Source organism: Mucilaginibacter flavidus, assembly GCF_024055575.1.
GTDB lineage: Bacteria > Bacteroidota > Bacteroidia > Sphingobacteriales > Sphingobacteriaceae > Mucilaginibacter > Mucilaginibacter flavidus.
This window is the reverse complement of the sequence record NZ_JAMXOE010000002.1, coordinates 317,859-336,309: the sequence shown is the minus strand read 5'-3', so window position 1 is coordinate 336,309 and position 18,451 is coordinate 317,859. Positions and strand designations below refer to the sequence as shown.

Sequence of the window (18,451 nt, the reverse complement as noted above, 5' to 3'; positions counted from 1 at the left end):
GCTTAGCTACATTTAAGAGCGGGTACGCTTTACGAGTTTGTTTTAAACCCGTTGTATGGCTTGTTTTGCAGCATTGCCCATGTTCGATCGTACGATACGATGTAATGTAGTTTTAATGTTATGCCCATTATCAGGCTTAATGCAAAATAGCCCATAGCAAACAAAGCCAGCACAGCAACGCCAAATAACATCCATTCCAGCAATAACCTTACTATCCCGGGTACGGCAACATGCGCCGGCTTGGGGTCGTTTGGTATGCGGAAAACGCCCCAAAGTGTTGCGGCAATAATAGGCAAACCTGCGGCAGCGGTGTATTGAAGCCAACCAGTGTTAACGTGCCAGCCCCAGTAGCCCAGCGTTATCAACATCGCTATTTCCAGTAAAAACCGTACAGCGAGGTTGATGGGGTTGGTGTTCATAAATCGTTTAAAAACAAAAGCTATTGGTTAATTTAACGCAAAATTAATTATCGAACTACAAAACAACCAATTATTAAGGTAATTTTGCGGCATTATTGCGGTTGTATATAATGCGTTTAACTATTTGCTGTTTTCTTATTACCTGTTGTTTGTGTTTTGCAGCATATGCGCAGCTGGACTCGGCGGCTAAGCGCGATACAACGGGCTCTTTTGCCCGCAGGCAGCAAGCGCGTGTTAATGCCGATTCTGTTGCTGCAGTCGTTGCCAGGCAAAATCGCGATCAAATCACCGCCGACTCGTTGGGAATGGTCTTATTTAAGCCCGACTCGTTGCGGGAAAATAAGTTTTTGACTATTCTTTATATCAACCCGTTTGCGATTGTTAATTCCTTTTCAAATATACCTGCAGCATCGACGCAAACGCTTGTCACTGGCAATGTGCGCCACTATCGCAATCCCTGGCTTATTATTACCGTAATTGGGCTGCTTATTTACACAGCATTTTTAAACTTGTTGTTGGGTAAAGATATTAACCTGGTTTTTCGGTCATTTTACAATAAACACGGGGCCTCGCAAATGGACAAAGAAGGCGGCGTAATAAATGCGCGGGCGTTTATCGGATTGTTCGTGCTGTTCAGCTTTACTTTTGGCCTTTTTTTATACCAATTAACAGTTTTTTACGGTGTAAGCTATAGTCTTGTGGGCTTCAGGTTGTTCATTTTTTTATCTGTGCTAACGGCACTGTTGTTTGCGCTCAAGTTTTTAGTGTTAAAATTTATAGGTTTTGTTTTTGATGTAAGTAAAGTGGTTAGCGAATATATCGCCATTTTAAACCTTACTTATTTTAATATAGCATTTGTTTTATTGGCTGTAGGTGTGTGCTTTAGCTTAATTTCAAACATTTACATACAGGGCCTGTTGTTTTTTACAGAGGGGGTAATAGTTATAATATTTGCATGGCAGTATTTGCGAAATAGTGTAAATATCATTTCTAACATTCGATTTCATAAATTTTATTTATTTATCTATCTTTGTGCCCTCGAAATTTGCCCAATTTTAATTTTAATTAAGGCACTTAATACATAGTTTTTGGCAGTTATACATTGAATTTGGAAGAGAGAAAGAAAAAGGTAAAAAGCATTTTAGTTACTTTGCCCAAGCCTGAAAATGATAAAAATCCATACGCGGAGCTTGCTAAAAAGCTTAATTTGAAAATTGATTTCAGATCATTTATTCATGTTGAGGGCGTGCCGGCGAAAGATTTCCGCAAGGAGAAGATTAACCTGGCTGATTTTAGCGCAGTGATTTTTACCAGCCGTAACTCGGCTGACCATTTTTTCAGGATTTGCGAAGAAATGCGCTTCGAAGTTCCGGTTGAAATGAAATATTTCTGCTTGTCTGAAACTATTGCTTTGTACCTTCAAAAGTACATTCAATACCGTAAGCGTAAGATATTTTTCGGTAAGCAAACCGCTTCAGACCTGGCGGAAGTATTGAAAAAGCATTCAGGCGAGAAATTTCTGTATCCATGCTCAGACGTGGCTGCCGAAGAAACTCAGAAGTTTTTGCTGGAGAATGGTTACAACTTTACGCCAGCAGTACTTTTTCGCACCGTATGCAGCGATCTTTCAGACCTTGCCGAGGTGTTTTATGATATAATCGCGTTCTTCAGTCCGTCAAGCATTCAGTCGCTGTACAAAAACTTTCCCGATTTTAAACAAAACAATACACGTATAGCTGCTTTTGGCGCAACAACGCATAAAGCTGTTTTAGAGGCAGGCCTTATAATGGATATCCCGGCGCCAACCCCGGCTGCACCTTCAATGACCATGGCTATTGAACAATATGTGAAACAGGTTAATAAATAAAATCATAATACAAATAATATAAATGCGCCCCGGTTTACCGGGGCGTTTTGTGTTTTGGATGATATTGTACGCAATAATTTTAGACTCAGGCAGTTAGTAGTTAAATTGTATGGGCGATTTACGTTCTGGTTAACATAATTTTTAACTAAACGGACACCTTTATCATAGTACACACTTAATCAATTACTTAGCCTATTTATTAAAATAATTAGTTAACTTAGTGGAATTTATTTAACCTTACTGCAACCATTTGCTTGTAAATTTCGTAAAAGTGGGTAAGTAATGGCATAATTGTAAATACTTGATTAATTAGAATTGTGCATTTATTAGCTATAGGTTTATGATGTTTCAACTATAAATGGGGTAGATTTGACTGATAAAAAATGTTTTTTGCATTTTAATCCGTCAAAATTAATATATTCGGGGGTCACTTTGTGTTATATTTATATAGCTAAACATTGATTTTAAAATGAAACAACTATACTTTTTACTTGCCGTTATGGCGGTTGGAATTTTAAGCGGGTGCGGTAAAGGCGGAGATAGGGGCGAGCTGACGGGGGTCCCGCAGCGTTCATTCAGAGCTGAAGTACCGTACGGAATGGTTTATATTCCGGGTGGTTCCTTCCTGATGGGGCAAACAGACCAAGATATAACCTTTGGTCAAATTGAGCAAACTAAACAGGTTACACAGCCTCCCTTTTTTATGGACCAAACCGAAATTTCGAATAGCCAATACAGGCAATTTGTAAATTGGGTACGCGACTCCATAGCTATCACCAACTACCTGAACGACGATAAGTATTATCTTAAAGCAGGCAAAAACTCAACCCCAAACCCAAGCGGTAAAAAATACATTAACTGGGCCTACGTAAAAAAATACCCTGTATTAACCAATAAAAAAGGCGCCAAGGGCAGTGCTGGTAATGCTGCAAAGTTGCAAGGTATGTATTACCAGGGCGATGACCGGATTTTCGACCGCGACGAACTGGATGTACGTTTGTTAAAATATAACTATGCTTTGATGGATCTGCGAAGTGCTGCCGACTACAAAGACATCAAAACTAAAAAACGTTCGGATTTCATCATCCGTGATACTGTTCCGGTTTACCCGGATACCCTGGTTTGGTTGAGCGACTTCTCATACGCCGCCAACGAACCGATGACCGAAGCTTACTTTTCTCACCCTGCGTTCCGCAACTATCCTGTGGTAGGTGTAACCTGGCGCCAGGCCCGTGCATTTACTGTATGGCGCACACGCTACAACGAAGCGTATAAAGATTCAAGAAAATTAGCGCACCGCGCACCCTACAACTTACCAACCGAGGCTGAATTTGAATATGCAGCCCGGGGCGGTAGAATTGGTACCGATTATCCATGGGGTGGCCCTTATGCAAAAAATGCTAAAGGCTGCTTACTGGCAAACTTTAAACCCGGCCGCGGTAATTATACCGACGACGGCGGGGCTTATACGGTAGCAGTGAAGTCGTACTTCCCTAATGATTACGGCTTATATAATATGGCGGGCAATGTTGCCGAATGGACCCTATCAGCATTTGATGAATCCGCCTCGACTTTTGTGCATGACCTTGCACCTACGTTTAACTACGAAGCCAAAGCCAGCGATGCCCCGGTACTGAAGCGTAAAGTTGTACGCGGCGGTTCATGGAAAGATATCGGCTTTTTCCTTCAAAACTCAAAACGTACTTATGAGTACCAGGACACCGCAAAATCATACATCGGTTTCCGTTGCGTTACTAAATACCTTGGTCGCGACATAAGAGATAAACGATAAACATAACAAACCAACAAAAAATAACATTTAATCTTTTTTCAAATTACTATGGCTGGGAAGAAACAACCTTACGGAATTAATAATATCGTATCATGGGGCGCAACAGTGGTTATTGTTGGTCTGATGTTTAAAATATTGCACTTGCCGGGTGCAACATATTTTATAGCCGGTGGATTGTCGGCAGAAGCCATCCTCTTCTTTCTGCTTGGTTTTCAAAGGGACGAAAAGGAACTTGACTGGAGGCGTGCGTACCCTGAATTGGATGAGAACTATGACGGCGAACTGCCAAAAGCAACAGCACGAAAGGCTGCGCCCCAGGGAGACAGCTTTTCAAATACTGCTGCATTGGATGCCATGCTTAGCGAAGCAAAAATTGGCCCTGAACTTATTAACAGCCTTGCAAACGGCTTGCGTACATTTGGCGATAAAGTAAGTTCGATATCTCGGGTTACCGATGCAGGCGATGCAACTATTGCGTTTACTAATAAAGTTAAGCAGGCTTCAGCAAGCTACGATGCATTGAATGCGGCCGTTGAAAAAGCATCCGTTAACATGACGGAAATGGCGGGAGCAGGTGTAGATACGAAAGTATACCACGACCAGGTAACTAAAATGGCGAAAAATTTAACTTCGTTAAATGCTGTTTATGAGCTGGAGCTACAGGATTCGAGCAACCATTTAAAATCAATGAATAAGTTTTATGGCGAAATGTCAACAACTATCCAAAGCTTTAATGAGTCGGCTGCCGATTCAAAACAGTTTAAAGAAGAGGTTAACAAATTGGCTAAAAACCTCGCGACATTAAACTCTATATATGGCAATATGCTTTCAGCGATGAATCAGCCACGTGTTAATTAAGGATATTATTTAATTTAAATAAAAAATTAAGGCAAATGGCTGGAGGTAAACAAACCCCAAGACAACGAATGATGGGTATTCTATATTTGGTACTGCTGGGCCTTGTGGCCCTGAGTGTGCCGGATAGTCTACTCGATGCATTTAAGAACATAACAAATAGTTTGGATGCATCAAGAACCAATGTTACAAAGGGTTTAAATGATACTTATACAAATTTTGAAAATACAAAGCTAAAGGAACAGCACGACCGGGCGGCACCAATTTACAAAAGAGCAACGGAAGCCCGTGCTACGGCAGAGCATCTTATACAACACGTGCAGGATATAAGAGACGAATTGGTTAAAGCAGGCGGCGGTATAAGCGAAAAGACAAATGACGTGGATGCGAGGGAAAACCTTGACATATCACCGTACGTAATGGTTACCGGGAAAAAAGGCGAAGCATTGCGGCAAGATATTGAGGAGACCCGCACCAAGTTGCTTAGCTATTTAAAAGATGATAAAGAGCGCCAGGGAATAAACTTCTCATTAAATGCAGACGCTCCCAAACAAATTACCGGCCCTCAAAAGACCTGGGAAGAAGCTTATTTTGGTGATGGTATTCCACTGGGTGCTTCATTAACCACCTTAGCTAAAATTCAAACAGATACAAAAAATGCGGAAAACGAAGTTGTAAAAAGGATATTGAGCGAAATTGACGTAGCGCAAGTTACTTTAGACCAGTTCCAGGGTGTAGCAGTGGCGCCAACCAGCTATGTATTAGCCGGGCAACCATATACAGCCGATATTTTCCTTACTGCTTACGATTCTAAATCAAACCCTACTATTACTATTAACAACTCAAGTGTGCCTGTGCAAAATGGCAAAGGGCACTATACGGTGAATACTTCGCAGGAGGGCATTTTTACTTATTCAGGTTCGATTTCTGTTAAAGGGCCTGAAGGAACAAAAACCTATCAGCTTCCCACTCAAACTTACCAGGTAGCAAAGCCGTCGGCGGTAGTATCGCCTGATAAAATGAATGTTTTGTATATTGGTGTGCCCAACCCGGTTTCGGTATCGGCCCCTGGTATTGGAAAAGAAAAAATCAGGGTGAGCATGACAGGCGGAAGCATTAGCGGCTCAAACGGGCATTATGTGGCTACAGTTACTTCTATTGGCGAGGCTCATATTACCGTTTCGGGAGAATTGTCACCGGGTAAAACGGCCATTTTGGGAACATCTTTGTTCCGTACAAAACGCATACCCGACCCGAAACCACGATTTGCCGGCAAAAGCAGTGGCTCAACCAGTGCTGCAAATTTACGTGCGCAGGACAGGCTTTTTGCTGTGCTTGACGGCTTTGATTTTGACGCGAAATTTAACGTTACCAGGTTTACCCTGATGATTGCAAAACCACGCCAGGATGTTGTGATATACTCAACCGCCGGCGGCGAATTGTCAGCACAAATGCGTGCTGCGATGGGCAGTGTAACGCCAGGTACCACTGTTGTATTTAAAGATATTATTGCTGTAGGCCCCGATGGCACGCAGCGGGGACTCGATTCAATTGTATTAGGTGCTAGTAATTAGAAGGATTATGAAAACAAGGATTTTAGTAGTTGCACTTTGTTTAGCCTGCATATCGTCGTATGCACAAAAGAAGAAAAAGAGAAATAACACAAAACCTGCTGCCACACAACAACAGACTTTGCAGCAACAGTCGCAACAACCTGCCGGGGGTGTAAACCCTAACAGTACAACAAGTGCCAAACCAAGCGGTACCGATACTACCAAAAAAGGGCCGGCAAAAGCGTTTGAGCATCCGTTGGATGGCTATTTTAAAAAGAACAATATCTTAAGTGCTAAAGTAACCCCATACCCCAACTTAAGGGAATCGGACGCAGCTTTTGTGAAACGTGTTTGGCGCGAAATTGATGTTCGCGAAAAAATGAACCAATACCTGGCTTCGCCAAAACAACGTTTGATTGACGTTTTGTTGACAGCTATTGATGCCGGTGAATTGACTGCTTACGACCCAACACCTTCAAATGAAGATCCGGGTGGCGACAAATTTTTAGTTCCTTTGCCACAGGGAAAAGCGCGTAGCCGAATGGCCGATAGTGCCCTGGTTGAGAAATTTGATGCTAATGGTAATAAAACCAGTTCGAAAATGCAAGCCGGTGAATTTATTGCCGATAGTGTGGTTAAGTTCCGCATAAAAGAAGACTGGATTTTTGACAGGCAGCGTTCGATATTTGAACCACGTATTATTGGAATAGCGCCCCTTGTAAAAGTAAAAATAGGAACAAACGAAGATTATCAACCTGCTTTTTGGGTGTATTTTTCAGAGGCAAGGCATGTATTAGCTACTAAAGAAGTGGTTAGCCGCAACAGTGATGCTACAGGCTTGAGTTTTGATGATGCCTTTGTAAAAAGGATATTTACCAGCTACATTGTAAAACAATCGAACGACAAGGACGAACGTATTAAAGACTATATGAACGGCATCGACCGCTTGTATGAGGCCGAACGAATGAAGAAAACCCTTATGGATTGGGAACTTAATTTGTGGCAGTATTAATGAAGTCAGTAAAGTCCGAAAGTCAGTAAAGTCCGGAAGACAGAAAGATATATAGAGCCTTTGCATTTTGCAGGGGCTTTTTTTGTTGTTTAAGCCACATCGTCATTGCGAGGAACGATCCGCCAGCTGGCGGACTACACGCTAATCATGAAACAAAAAAGTGTGGGAACCTATCAGCCGCATTTAGGTCGCTATGGGGATTTCGGTTCATGAATGTCCTAAATAGAGGTTGCTTCGTTCAGCAATGACGTCTTATATGTTTACTTTTTCCGAACCAAAATAAGATACAATCGCTTTTGCCTGCTTTAAATTAACAACTTCTTGTAATTCCACTTCGGTGGCGGCGCGTACCTTCTTTACCGATTTAAAATATTTAAGCAATTTTTCGGCGCTGGTTTTGCCAATGCCTTCTATCAGTTCCAGTTCGGTAACAAGGGTGCCCTTATCCCTTTTTTTGCGGTGGAAGGTGATGCCGAAACGGTGGGCTTCGTCGCGTAATTGCTGGATAACTTTTAGGGTTTCCGATTTTTTGTCGAGATACAGCGGATATTGATCGCCCGGGTAGTAAAGCTCTTCCAGGCGTTTGGCAATGCCGATAACGGTGACCTGTTTATCAATACCCAGCAATTTAAGGCTTTTTAATGCGGATGACAGCTGTCCCTTACCGCCATCAATTACTATCAGTTGCGGCAACTCTGTGCCCTCGTCAAGCATGCGGCGGTAGCGGCGGTGCACGGCTTCTTCCATGGTGGCAAAGTCGTCGGGGCCTTCAACGGTTTTAACATTGAAGTGCCGGTAATCTTTTTTGGAGGGTTTTGCATCTTTAAAAACCACGATGGCCGAAACCGGGTATTTGCCCTGGAAATTGGAGTTATCAAAACACTCTATGTGCCGAGGCAGCTGGTTCATCCGCAAATCCTTCATCATTTGAGTAAGCAGCCTTTCGGTACGTATCTCGGGGTTCAGCTTTTCGTACTGATCCAGCTTATCCCGTTTAAAGAAATGCACATTCTTTTGCGAAAGATTGAGCAACTTGCGTTTTTCGCCAAGCTTTGGTACAGTGAATTTAATCTTTGGATCATCCAGATCAATGTCGAACGGTACTATAATTTCTTTTGAGTGGCTGTCGTACCTGCTCCGGAACTCTGATATGGCCAGGGTTAACAGTTCCTCGTCGCTTTCATCCAGACGTTTTTTTAGCTCGATGGTTTGCGTTTGGATAATGGTGCCATTCATCACCTTTAAATAATTTACAAAGGCATATTTCTCCTCGGATGCAATACTAAAGACATCTACATCCGTAATAGATGAATTTACAACGGTTGATTTGCTCTGGTAGTTCTCCAATAGCTCGAATTTCCTTTTCAGCCGGTGGGCAGCCTCATAGTTCATTTCGGCTACGGCCTTTTCCATATCGGCTTTAAGATTGCGCAATACAGCACCAATTTTGCCGTTTAATATATCGGTTATTTCCTCAATGCTGTGATCGTAATCGTTCTCGGTTTGGTAGTTTTGACAGGGGCCTTTGCAATTGCCTATTTGGTACTCCAGGCAAACTTTAAACTTGCCTTTGTCTATATTCTCTCTGGTTAGCGCCAAATTACAGGTACGCAACGGGAAGGTTTCCTTTATCAGCCCTAAAATATTATGCATCATGCTTACCGACGCGTAGGGCCCAAGATATTTCGACCCGTCGCGTACGATACGCCGCGTCCAGAAAATGCGGGGAAAATTTTCATTTTTGATGATAATCCATGGATAGGTTTTATCATCCTTCAGCATTACGTTGTAGCGGGGCTGATGCTTTTTAATCAGGCTGTTTTCCAGCAGCCATGCATCCACCTCGGTATCAACAATGGTAAAAGTTATGTTGCGAATTTTTGACACCAAAACCTTTGTTTTGGCATTTATATGGTTGTCCTTATTAAAATAGCTGCTAACCCGGTTGCGCAAATCCTTCGCCTTACCGATGTATATCAGTTCCTTTTCCTCGTCCCAGTATTGGTAGATGCCGGGGCGATGGGGGATGTTTTTTAATATAGACTTATAATCGAACACTGTAGTCATAGGGTCATTACTGACGAATTAATAGTATTGAAGCGTCATTGCGAACGAAGCAACCTTTGCACATGCAAATCAACGAAACAAAATGTTCATGGGGAGCATGCAGCCGGCTTACAGGTTTACAAAACCATCAAGGTTCACGAATGTCCTTAGTAGAGGTTGCTTCGTTCCTCGCAATGACGAGCGGGTAATTTAGAACCCTAATTTTTTATCCACTTCCCCGGTCCCCTGCTGTTGCTGTTTATACTGGTTACAGTCCATCACTATGCTTACGCCATTTTTTGGTGCATCAAAATCAACATTTCGTTTAATGCCGAGCGCCGGATTATCATAAACACGTTTCATAAACCCTGCAAATATCGGCAGGGCCGAGTTTGCGCCTTCGCCCAAGCGAGTTGAGCGGAAGTGTATGTCGCGGTCTTCGCAGCCCGTCCAAACACCTGTAACCAGTTGTGGGGTCACACCCATAAACCAACCATCGGAGTTTTCCTGTGTAGTACCGGTTTTGCCGCCGATTGGATTGGTGAGGCCATACCTGCCACGCAACCTTGAGCCTGTTCCGTCTTCAATCACACCTTTTAGCATATAAGTCATTACGTATGCGGTTTGCGCATCCATGGCCTGTACCACTTTTGGTGTATGCGTATATATAACGTTGCCGTTTTTATCTTCTATGCGTAATATATAAGTGGGCTCAGTCCAGGTGCCATGGTTGGCAAATACCGAGTAAGCGCCGGTCATATCAAAAACCGAGGCGTTAAAGGTACCCAGGCAGATGGAAGGATATGGTGGAACAGTGCTGGTAATCCCCATTTTTTTAATCAGCTCCATCACCGGGATAGGTTTCACTTCGTTCATTACATAAGCGGCTACGTAGTTTTGCGAGTAACCCAACGCTTTGCGAAGGGTGATGGCTCCTTGCAAATAATCTGAAGACGATTGTTTTGGTGTCCATGGGTCGCCATAGCCGGTTATGGTTACGGGCACATTGTCTACTTCCTGGCAAGGCGAAAAACCGTTTTCAATGGCCACCGAGTAGGTGAACGGCTTGGCGGTTGAACCAACCTGCCTGGTGCCCAGTTTCACCTGGTCGTACTTAAAATGTTCAAAATTGGTGCCGCCTACCCATGCTTTTACATAGCCGGTGGTGGGGTCCATACTCATCAGCGAGTTGCGCAACATCATTTTACTGAACACCATCGAGTCGATAGGCTTCATCAGGGTGTCTACAGTGCCGTGCCAGGTAAACAACTCAAGGCTATCGGGCGTATCAAAATTCTGCCTTATTTCATCTTCCGATTTTCCTTCTATCTGCAATTGCTTGTACCTGTCGGACCGGAACATGCCCTGGTCTAAAATTAGCTTATAGTTTTTGATGCTTTTTGCGCGGTTAACGCCTTTCCATTGGTCGTCAAACTGCTGTTGCAATTTACCCATATATTCCTGCTGCGCCTGCTCGGCATATTGCTGCATGGTAGCGTCGATGGTGGTGTATATTTTTAACCCGTCGCGGTCGAGGTCATATTGAGAACCATCGGATTGGACGATGTTCTGATCCTTAAATATCTTTTGGATCTCCTGTTTCAGTACCGCCCTGAAATAAGGGGCCGGGCCGTCATTATGCGTAATTGGACTAAAGTTTAAGCCGATTGGCTTTGCTTTCAGCTCGGCTAATTGCCCATCGCTTAAAAATCCCTGCTTCTCCATTAGCGCCAGTATGGTGTTGCGACGGGCCAACGCGCGGTCGGGGTGCCGGATGGGAGAATAAACGCCGGTACCTTTAAGCATACCTACCAACAGGGCGGCCTGGTCGGGCGTAAGTTTATCGGGAGTAACGCCAAAGTATGTACGTGCTGCCGATTTGATGCCGAAAGTATTGTAGGCACCAAAATCAACCGTATTTAAATACATCGTAATTATTTCCTGCTTGGTATAACGTCTTTCGAGCCTGATAGCGGTTATCCATTCTTTTAGTTTTTGCGTTACCCTCACAAATGGGTTATGTGCAATCGGGCCCGAAAATAAGTTTTTGGCCAATTGCTGCGTTATGGTGCTTGCGCCTTGTTTTTTGCCGATCAGTGTAAAAAGAACGATGCCCGGCAAACGCTGAAAGTCAATACCGGAATGGTCATAAAAACGGGTGTCTTCGGTTGCTATGAGTGCATTCACAACGTTTGGAGAAAGCTGACCGTACGTTATACTCGACCTGTTTTGAACATAATAAGTACCCAACACCGTTTTATCAGCTGATAAAACTTCTGACGCCTGGAAACTTTTGGGGTTTTCAATAGCCTTAAACGTAGGCAGCGGGCCGAATAATCCCAAGTCGGTTACCACCAGCATCAGTACAAAAAGTACCAGGAAGGCTATAACAGTTTTCCATATATACCAATTGTAACGTCGTATATCCTCAGGTTTGAGCTTAATAATCATGGTAGTTAAAAGTTTCGTTGGTAATAGTCGATGTAACTATTGATCAATTTTGCGTCGGCTAATTTATTCAGATTTTGCTGCGTAATAATAAAAAAGGTGTATTTATCCTTCGGCACCTTCATAATATCAGGCAGCAAAGGTACAACCTCGCGGCCGTACTTTTTGGCATCGGCAAGTGATGCAAACCGGCCCACATATATTACCTGGTTATCCTGGCCAACCGGCAACAGTTGGTGCTTAAGACCTTTACCTGCATAGTTAGCCCTTATAAATTGCCCAAAACCAAAACGCGAAGAGGCCAAATTAGTTGTACCGCTGCTTACATTTACTGCAACGTAATAATTAGTGCTGTCGTTTTCATTAAATATAGAAGGCACCAGGTCAACCTTTTTTAACTCTGATGGGGCTTCGGTAGTAATGACAGCATTTTGCTGAACTGAGTTTGCGATGGTATCAACTTGTTTCGTTGGTGGCACTACGGGTGGTATCACCTGCGGTTGCTTTGCTATAACTGTATCAGCTTTTTTAACCGGTGGCGTAACCACAGGCTGTTTTGCAACGGTGTCCGTTTTTTTAACCACTGGCATAGCCACAGCTTGTTTCGCTACAGTGTCTGTTTTCTTAACTACCGGCGGCGTTACCTTAACCTGTTGTTTGGCTACGGTATCCGGTTTTTTAATTGGTGGTGCAACAGGAGGAACTACCTTTGGCGCTTCCCTGGGTTTCTCTGCCTCTTTTGGTTTTGGCTTTTCTATCCGCACCTGTTGTTGCTGGTTATAAAGTGCGCGGGGATCTACAGCGGGCCGGTAAGCGGTTTCTTTTTTATATGCAGGGTCAATTGTAAATGGTATGTCCTCCGGGTTATCGCCGACAAGCGCTACAGGCCTCGCCTGCATTTCGGCAAGGTTTGAATTAATATAAGCCAATTGCTGTGTTACCAGCGGGGTAACCAGTTTGTCATCCGGGTACTTTGCGGCCACCTGTTTTAAGCTGTCGGCAAATGGGCCAATTTTTTCATTGTGCCCTTCCGCAATTGTTTTTAAGTAATATAACTGCGGTGCCAGTTTGTTGCCCGGGTATTGTTTAAGCATTTGCGGTACGCCGGTAATAACATCATTGTATTTCCTGTTTGCATACAAATCAAACACCTTATTATAAGCCTGTGTAAATTCGGCGTTCTCGTCCTCCAGTTTTTTGGCATAGTCTGGATCGGCAATAATTTTGGCGAAAGGTGTATCGGCATATTGCTTTAGCAGGATGTCTTTATACTTATCAGCCTTTGCTTTGTCAATATCACTGTAAAGCCTGTACAGATTATAATATATAGCCGCCTTATTTGGGTCATTAGGGAAACGACTCAGTATTTTTTCGTAGGATGCAATGGCTTCCTGTTTATCGCCCAAAATATCGCGGTAAAAGTTAGCTATATCCACGTAAGCATGGTAAACCTTAAGGTTTGATTGTGCCAGTAGTTCCGGTGTTAATGGCAGCCCTTTTGTTAATTCAGTTCGGTACCCCCCTGCAGTGACATTTTTGGGACGGGTGCCCGCTTGTGTGCCCGCAGGTGCATCAGGGTCGCCTGCGGTGGTGGTTGCTGTATTGGCTGTTATGTCGCTGTTTGCGCGGCTTGCACGCCGCCAATTGTCTTCCAATTTACGGTCGCCCCATTTGCGTTTAAAATCACCATAGCCCTGGGTAACTGCGCTGCTGTTATAAAAATAAAAGGTAGCGCCTGAGTTTTGCTGCGAGCCTAATTGCCCCCGTCCGCGGGGACCGTTAGTGCCGGTGCCGTTATTGGCATCCGTACCAAACGAACCTGAGTTGGCCGACGCTGCTGCGGCCTGGTCAGCCTGTTGCTGTTGCGCCAGGGTTTTATCACTCACCATTTTATCAATTATCGAATCGCGCTTTTTCGGATCCATTTTTGCAAGCGCCTGCAGGGTATCCTCGCGGGTTATGGTTTGATAGGCATCGGTAAGTATTTGCAGGTTGGCGTTCGTCTTTTTAATAACGCTATAACCAGGATAGTTAACCGGCAGGGCGGTGAGGGTGCTGTCGTAATATTTTTTGGAGGTAATGTAGTCGGCCTTATTTTTAAAATAGATGGTAGCCAGCCGCAGGTAGGAAAGACCCTTCTGGCTTTGATTTTTTACACTGTACCTAACAGATAGCTTATAGTTTTTTATAGCACCGTCAACGTTTTTATCAACCATTTGCATTTCGGCCACCTGGTAGTATATCTGGTCTTTAAACTCTTTGTTATTAGGTTCCTTTAAAAGGGCAAGCAGGCGTTCGGTGCGGCTGGTTTTTACGCCATTACGGGCATCATCAATGCGTATCCGGTTCAGGCTGGCGTTAAAGGCCATTTCGAAAGACACATTGCTGCTGGCAATCTTGTTGTAGTTTACTATCGCCTCGGCTGGCTTTTGGTTAAGTTCCTGCAACTGGGCTAAAATAAACGTAAGGCGCAGGCGCTGTTCGCTGTTGTGGCAATGCTCAATGGCCTGTTTCGCCATTGTTTCAGCATCGGCATATTCCTGTGCATTAATATCATACTGCAGTTTGGTAGCGTATATATCGCCAATAAGGCCTTTGTTTTTTTTAGGGTCGATGTTTTGTATGGCAGAGTCGATAGTAAGCTTTGCCTGTGGCAACTCATTTAAATACATATATGCGCGGGCCTTCCAGGTAAGCGCATCCTGCACTAAATCCAGGCGGGTGGGAAACGAGCGGGTCACATAACTGAAAAACTCATTTGCATTAAAATAGTTACCCTCTAAATAATTGGCCTTACCCAACACAAGGTACGCATCGCCTAAATAATGGCTTTGCTCTTTTATATTGATAATCTTGTTTCCTTTAAGTATAGCTTCTTCTAAATCCTTATCAGGGGTTTGTGTTTGGGTAACGCTATCGGGGTACACGCTTAACAGCTCGTTATAATTATCTACAAACACCGAAGCATAGCTTACCTGTTTTAATCGCAGTATCTCTTTTGCGTTAAATAATATGTTGTAGTGTGCGGTAAGGTTTTGCATGTTACGGTTAAAGCCGCTCTTTTTTTCAAGAGAGCACCCCGCTATAACAAATACCAATGCAAAAAGCAGCGATTTATATGGTTTAACTGTCTGAATTTTAGAAAGTGTATTCAATTTATAAGGTGGTTATAAAAGCCTTGCTAATTTACTAAAATAACCCAAAGGGATTAATAAATTTGCATATGCTCAAAGATGAACAAAAAGACAATAACAGCAACAAAAACTCCGGAAATAACTACCTGAAATTTACAGGTATGGGTTTCCAGATGATAGGAATAATAGGGCTGTTTGCGTATGGTGGCTATAAAATTGACGAAGCAGCAAACCATCATACAAAATGGGTAACGGCAGCACTGGCACTTACCGGGGTTTTTATATCTTTGTACCTTGTTATAAAATCGATAAAAGATTGAACAACCAGTCCGCATGAAAATTTACTACGCAATATTTTTTTTCTTATGGTTTACCTTTATTATAGCTATACCACCATATTATCTGCAACACTACGGGCATGCTGATATGATAACCCCGCAGTTTTGGCTCATCTTCTTTTTTTTGGCGGGATTGACCCTTATCGTGGTAACCGGGATACTGATTGTACGCCAAATGTTCCCAAATATGTTCTCAGAGGCGTTTATGGGTGCTACCGTGTTAAAAATACTGGCGAGCCTTATTTTTGTATTGGTTTTTCTTGCAAAAAACAAGGTAAACAAGTATGTTTTTGTGGGTGATTTTTTTTACGCATATTTCTTAAATACAGCCTTTGAAGTTTATATTTTGTTGCGTACCTTGCGGCACAAAATTTTAAGGTAGAAAACTTCATTTAGATGATAAACGGCTCGATTTTGAAAACAAAAATTTTTAACATAACGTTAATTTGTGCGTTTTTTTTAGCGTTAGGGGCATTTCCAACCAAAGCGCTATCCCAGGAAAACAAGCCAGAGGGCGGTGAAAAGAAGTTTAATCCGCAGGAAATAATAATGGAGCATATTGCCGACAAACATGAGTGGCATATGTACGGAAAATCCTACCTTCCGTTGCCAATAATACTTTATACCGACAAAGGGCTCGAAACATTCTCGTCGGCACACCTGCAACCGCAGGGGACTGTTTATGCAGGCAAATATTACAGCTATATGCTGGTAAATAATAAAATAAAGGTTGCTGATGTAAATGGTAAGATTGATGAGGCAAATAATAAAAAGGTTTTAGACTTTTCAATCACCCAAAACGTTGCCAGCATGTGGATGACTGGTATTATACTTATCCTTGTTTTCTTCAGCATGTCATCGGCCTATAGAAAGCGCCCGGGTAAAGGTCCGAAAGGCATCCAATCATGGATGGAACCGTTGGTGTTGTTTATCAGGGATGATGTGGCTTTGCCAAACATAGGTGTTAAGTATAAAGCCTATATGCCGTTATTGCTTACCATTTTCTTTTTCATATTGATCAATAATATATTTGGTATGATCCCTGTATTTCCGGGAGCTTTCAATCTTACGGGAAACATAGCAGTTACATTGGTGCTGTCGGTTATTGTATTATTGGTGGTAAATCTTAAAGCAAATAAATATTATTGGAAACATATTTTCGTGCCTAACCCGTGGTGGTTATTTCCGATCATGATCCCGGTGGAAATTGTTTCGATATTTTCAAAGCCAATTGCGTTAATGATCCGTTTGTTTGCTAATATAACAGCCGGTCACATTATTGTACTTAGTCTTATTTCGTTGATATATATATTCGGTACTCAATGGGCTGCAGTCGTGTCGGTGCCATTTACCGTATTCATTGACTGTATAGAGGTGCTGGTTGCATTTCTGCAGGCTTATATATTCACGATGCTAACATCCCTGTTTATCGGGATGGCAATACAGGAGCATCACGATCATGAAGTGATTTAAAATTAATTATCTATATATACTTTAAATTAATAAACAATGACAACTTACGGTCCTATCGGTGCAGGTTTAGCTGCTATTGGTGCTGGTGTCGGCATCGGACAGATTGGTGGAAAGGCTGTTGAAGCAATTGCTCGTCAACCTGAAGCTATCTCTAAAATTCAAACTAACATGATCATCGCTGCGGCCCTTGTAGAAGGTGTTGCATTGTTTGCCGTGGTAGTGGCTTTGCTCTAATTATTATTAGGCAACAAGAGAAAAAACATCCCGGAACGGTTGGTTCCGGGCATGTTTTTAAAATTCAATTAAAAGTTGATTTGTAAAAAAAAGTAATAAATAAAATATAATGGAATTAGTTACACCTGAGGTAGGTTTAGTTTTCTGGACACTGATATCATTCCTGATCCTGTTGTTCTTATTAGGTAAATTTGCCTGGAAACCAATTTTAGCTGCTATTAATGAACGCGAGCAGTCAATTGAAACCGCACTGTCACGTGCTGAAGCGGTTAAAGAAGAAATGGCCCGCTTAACCGGCGAAAACGAAGCTTTGTTAAAAAGCGCGCGTGCTGAGCGTGATGCTATTTTATCTGAAGCAACCAAGGTGAAAAACCAAATCATCAGCGATGCTAAAGATGCAGCCCAAAAAGAAGGTTCGCGCCAGATTGAGCTTGCCCGCATCGAGATAAACAACCAGAAAGCTATTGCTATGGCTGACGTTAAAAACCAGGTAGCATCCCTTTCGCTTGAAATTGCTGAAAAAGTATTGCGTAAGCAATTTGAAGATCAGAAAAAACAAGACGAACTGGTTAAGGATTTATTAAGAGACGTTAAACTATCGTAATTTCAGAATTACGATTTACGAATTACGATTTTGGATTAATGTTAAAGTTAACCTGAAATTCACACAATCGTAAATCGGAATTCGTAACTCGTAAATAAAACAATGTCAGAATTAACAGTAGCAGCCAGGTACGCCAAATCTATCATCGACTTAGCACAGGAGCAAAACCTTGTTGAGCCGGTAAAAAGCGATATGGAGCTTTTCCTGCACACTTTAAAAGCTAACCCTGAACTAAAAGCGGTTTTGGCCAACCCGATAGTATCTCACTCAAAAAAAGTGAAGATAATTGAAGAGGTTTTTGGCAAAAAGATCAACAAAGTGAGCCTTGCTTTTTTTACGCTGATGGTTAACAAAAGCCGCGGCGAGGTTTTATATGCTACCGCCGGCGAGTATGTGAATATGTACGATATCAAAAATAATATCGTGCATGCTTCGGTTGCATCGGCCACAGCACTGTCAGACGCTAACCAGAAAAAGATGATTGCCGATATAATGGCAGCCACTGGTGGTACAGTTAAGCTTGAAACAAAGGTTGACCCATCGCTGATTGGTGGTTTTGTGTTAACCGTTGGCGACAGGCAGGTAGATACCAGCATCTCGAGCGATTTGCATAAATTAAAGAAAGAATTTGCCAAAAGGGCAGCTAGTAATTAAAAACTAAAACTCTAAATAAAGT

Annotated in this window: 16 protein-coding genes; 12 read left to right on the top strand and 4 right to left on the bottom strand. The window is 42.6% G+C overall.

Features of this window, described 5'->3' with window-relative positions:
* Positions 1–29: 29 nt before the first annotated feature.
* Positions 30–419 carry a YrdB family protein gene (locus NAF19_RS05835; RefSeq protein WP_252788879.1) on the bottom strand — a complete coding sequence of 130 codons (390 nt, stop codon included), beginning with the start codon at positions 417–419 and terminating at the stop codon, positions 30–32.
* Between the two features lie 149 nt (positions 420–568).
* Between NAF19_RS05835 and NAF19_RS05830 the strand changes: the two genes are divergently transcribed.
* The 6 genes from NAF19_RS05830 (at position 569) to porN (ending at position 7,498) form a co-directional block, all read left to right on the top strand.
* Positions 569–1,504 carry a DUF4271 domain-containing protein gene (locus NAF19_RS05830; RefSeq protein WP_252788878.1) on the top strand — a complete coding sequence of 312 codons (936 nt, stop codon included), beginning with the start codon at positions 569–571 and terminating at the stop codon, positions 1,502–1,504.
* A gap of 23 nt (positions 1,505–1,527) precedes the next feature.
* On the top strand, positions 1,528–2,286 hold the full coding sequence (locus NAF19_RS05825; RefSeq protein WP_370362846.1) for a uroporphyrinogen-III synthase: 759 nt from the start codon (positions 1,528–1,530) through the stop codon (positions 2,284–2,286).
* 469 nt (positions 2,287–2,755) lie between these two features.
* Positions 2,756–4,078, top strand: a complete 1,323-nt coding sequence (porK, locus tag NAF19_RS05820; protein ID WP_252788876.1) for a T9SS ring complex lipoprotein PorK/GldK — start codon at positions 2,756–2,758, stop codon at positions 4,076–4,078.
* A 48-nt stretch (positions 4,079–4,126) separates the two neighbouring features.
* Positions 4,127–4,936 (top strand): type IX secretion system motor protein PorL/GldL, encoded by an 810-nt coding sequence (gene porL / locus NAF19_RS05815; protein ID WP_252788875.1) that lies wholly within the window; start codon positions 4,127–4,129, stop codon positions 4,934–4,936.
* 35 nt (positions 4,937–4,971) lie between these two features.
* Positions 4,972–6,507, top strand: a complete 1,536-nt coding sequence (porM, locus tag NAF19_RS05810) for a type IX secretion system motor protein PorM/GldM (RefSeq protein ID WP_252788874.1) — start codon at positions 4,972–4,974, stop codon at positions 6,505–6,507.
* Between the two features lie 7 nt (positions 6,508–6,514).
* A complete protein-coding gene (gene porN / locus NAF19_RS05805; protein WP_252788873.1) occupies positions 6,515–7,498 on the top strand; it encodes a type IX secretion system ring subunit PorN/GldN in 984 nt (327 codons plus the stop codon).
* A gap of 252 nt (positions 7,499–7,750) precedes the next feature.
* Here the strand turns inward: porN and uvrC are convergent, their stop codons facing one another.
* The 3 genes from uvrC to porW all read right to left on the bottom strand — a co-directional run bounded on the left by uvrC (position 7,751) and on the right by porW (position 15,147).
* Positions 7,751–9,565: an excinuclease ABC subunit UvrC gene (gene uvrC, locus NAF19_RS05800; protein ID WP_252788872.1), complete on the bottom strand. Its 1,815-nt coding sequence runs from the start codon at positions 9,563–9,565 to the stop codon at positions 7,751–7,753.
* Positions 9,566–9,754: 189 nt separating this feature from the next.
* Entirely contained in the window at positions 9,755–11,995 is a 2,241-nt protein-coding gene (locus NAF19_RS05795; RefSeq protein WP_252788871.1) for a transglycosylase domain-containing protein, read from the bottom strand.
* Between the two features lie 5 nt (positions 11,996–12,000).
* Positions 12,001–15,147, bottom strand: coding sequence for a type IX secretion system periplasmic lipoprotein PorW/SprE (gene porW, locus NAF19_RS05790; protein WP_252788870.1), 3,147 nt, complete (start codon positions 15,145–15,147; stop codon positions 12,001–12,003).
* 68 nt (positions 15,148–15,215) lie between these two features.
* Between porW and NAF19_RS05785 the strand changes: the two genes are divergently transcribed.
* The 6 genes from NAF19_RS05785 to atpH all read left to right on the top strand — a co-directional run bounded on the left by NAF19_RS05785 (position 15,216) and on the right by atpH (position 18,429).
* Entirely contained in the window at positions 15,216–15,446 is a 231-nt protein-coding gene (locus NAF19_RS05785; protein WP_252788869.1) for an AtpZ/AtpI family protein, read from the top strand.
* 13 nt (positions 15,447–15,459) lie between these two features.
* Positions 15,460–15,846, top strand: a complete 387-nt coding sequence (locus tag NAF19_RS05780; RefSeq protein ID WP_252788868.1) for a hypothetical protein — start codon at positions 15,460–15,462, stop codon at positions 15,844–15,846.
* A 32-nt stretch (positions 15,847–15,878) separates the two neighbouring features.
* Complete coding sequence (atpB, locus tag NAF19_RS05775) at positions 15,879–16,937, top strand: F0F1 ATP synthase subunit A (RefSeq protein WP_252788867.1); 1,059 nt, start codon at positions 15,879–15,881, stop codon at positions 16,935–16,937.
* Positions 16,938–16,973: 36 nt separating this feature from the next.
* Positions 16,974–17,171, top strand: coding sequence for an ATP synthase F0 subunit C (gene atpE / locus NAF19_RS05770; protein ID WP_252788866.1), 198 nt, complete (start codon positions 16,974–16,976; stop codon positions 17,169–17,171).
* A 109-nt stretch (positions 17,172–17,280) separates the two neighbouring features.
* On the top strand, positions 17,281–17,775 hold the full coding sequence (gene atpF / locus NAF19_RS05765; RefSeq protein WP_252788865.1) for a F0F1 ATP synthase subunit B: 495 nt from the start codon (positions 17,281–17,283) through the stop codon (positions 17,773–17,775).
* A 102-nt stretch (positions 17,776–17,877) separates the two neighbouring features.
* Complete coding sequence (atpH, locus tag NAF19_RS05760) at positions 17,878–18,429, top strand: ATP synthase F1 subunit delta (RefSeq protein ID WP_252788864.1); 552 nt, start codon at positions 17,878–17,880, stop codon at positions 18,427–18,429.
* Positions 18,430–18,451 lie beyond the last annotated feature (22 nt).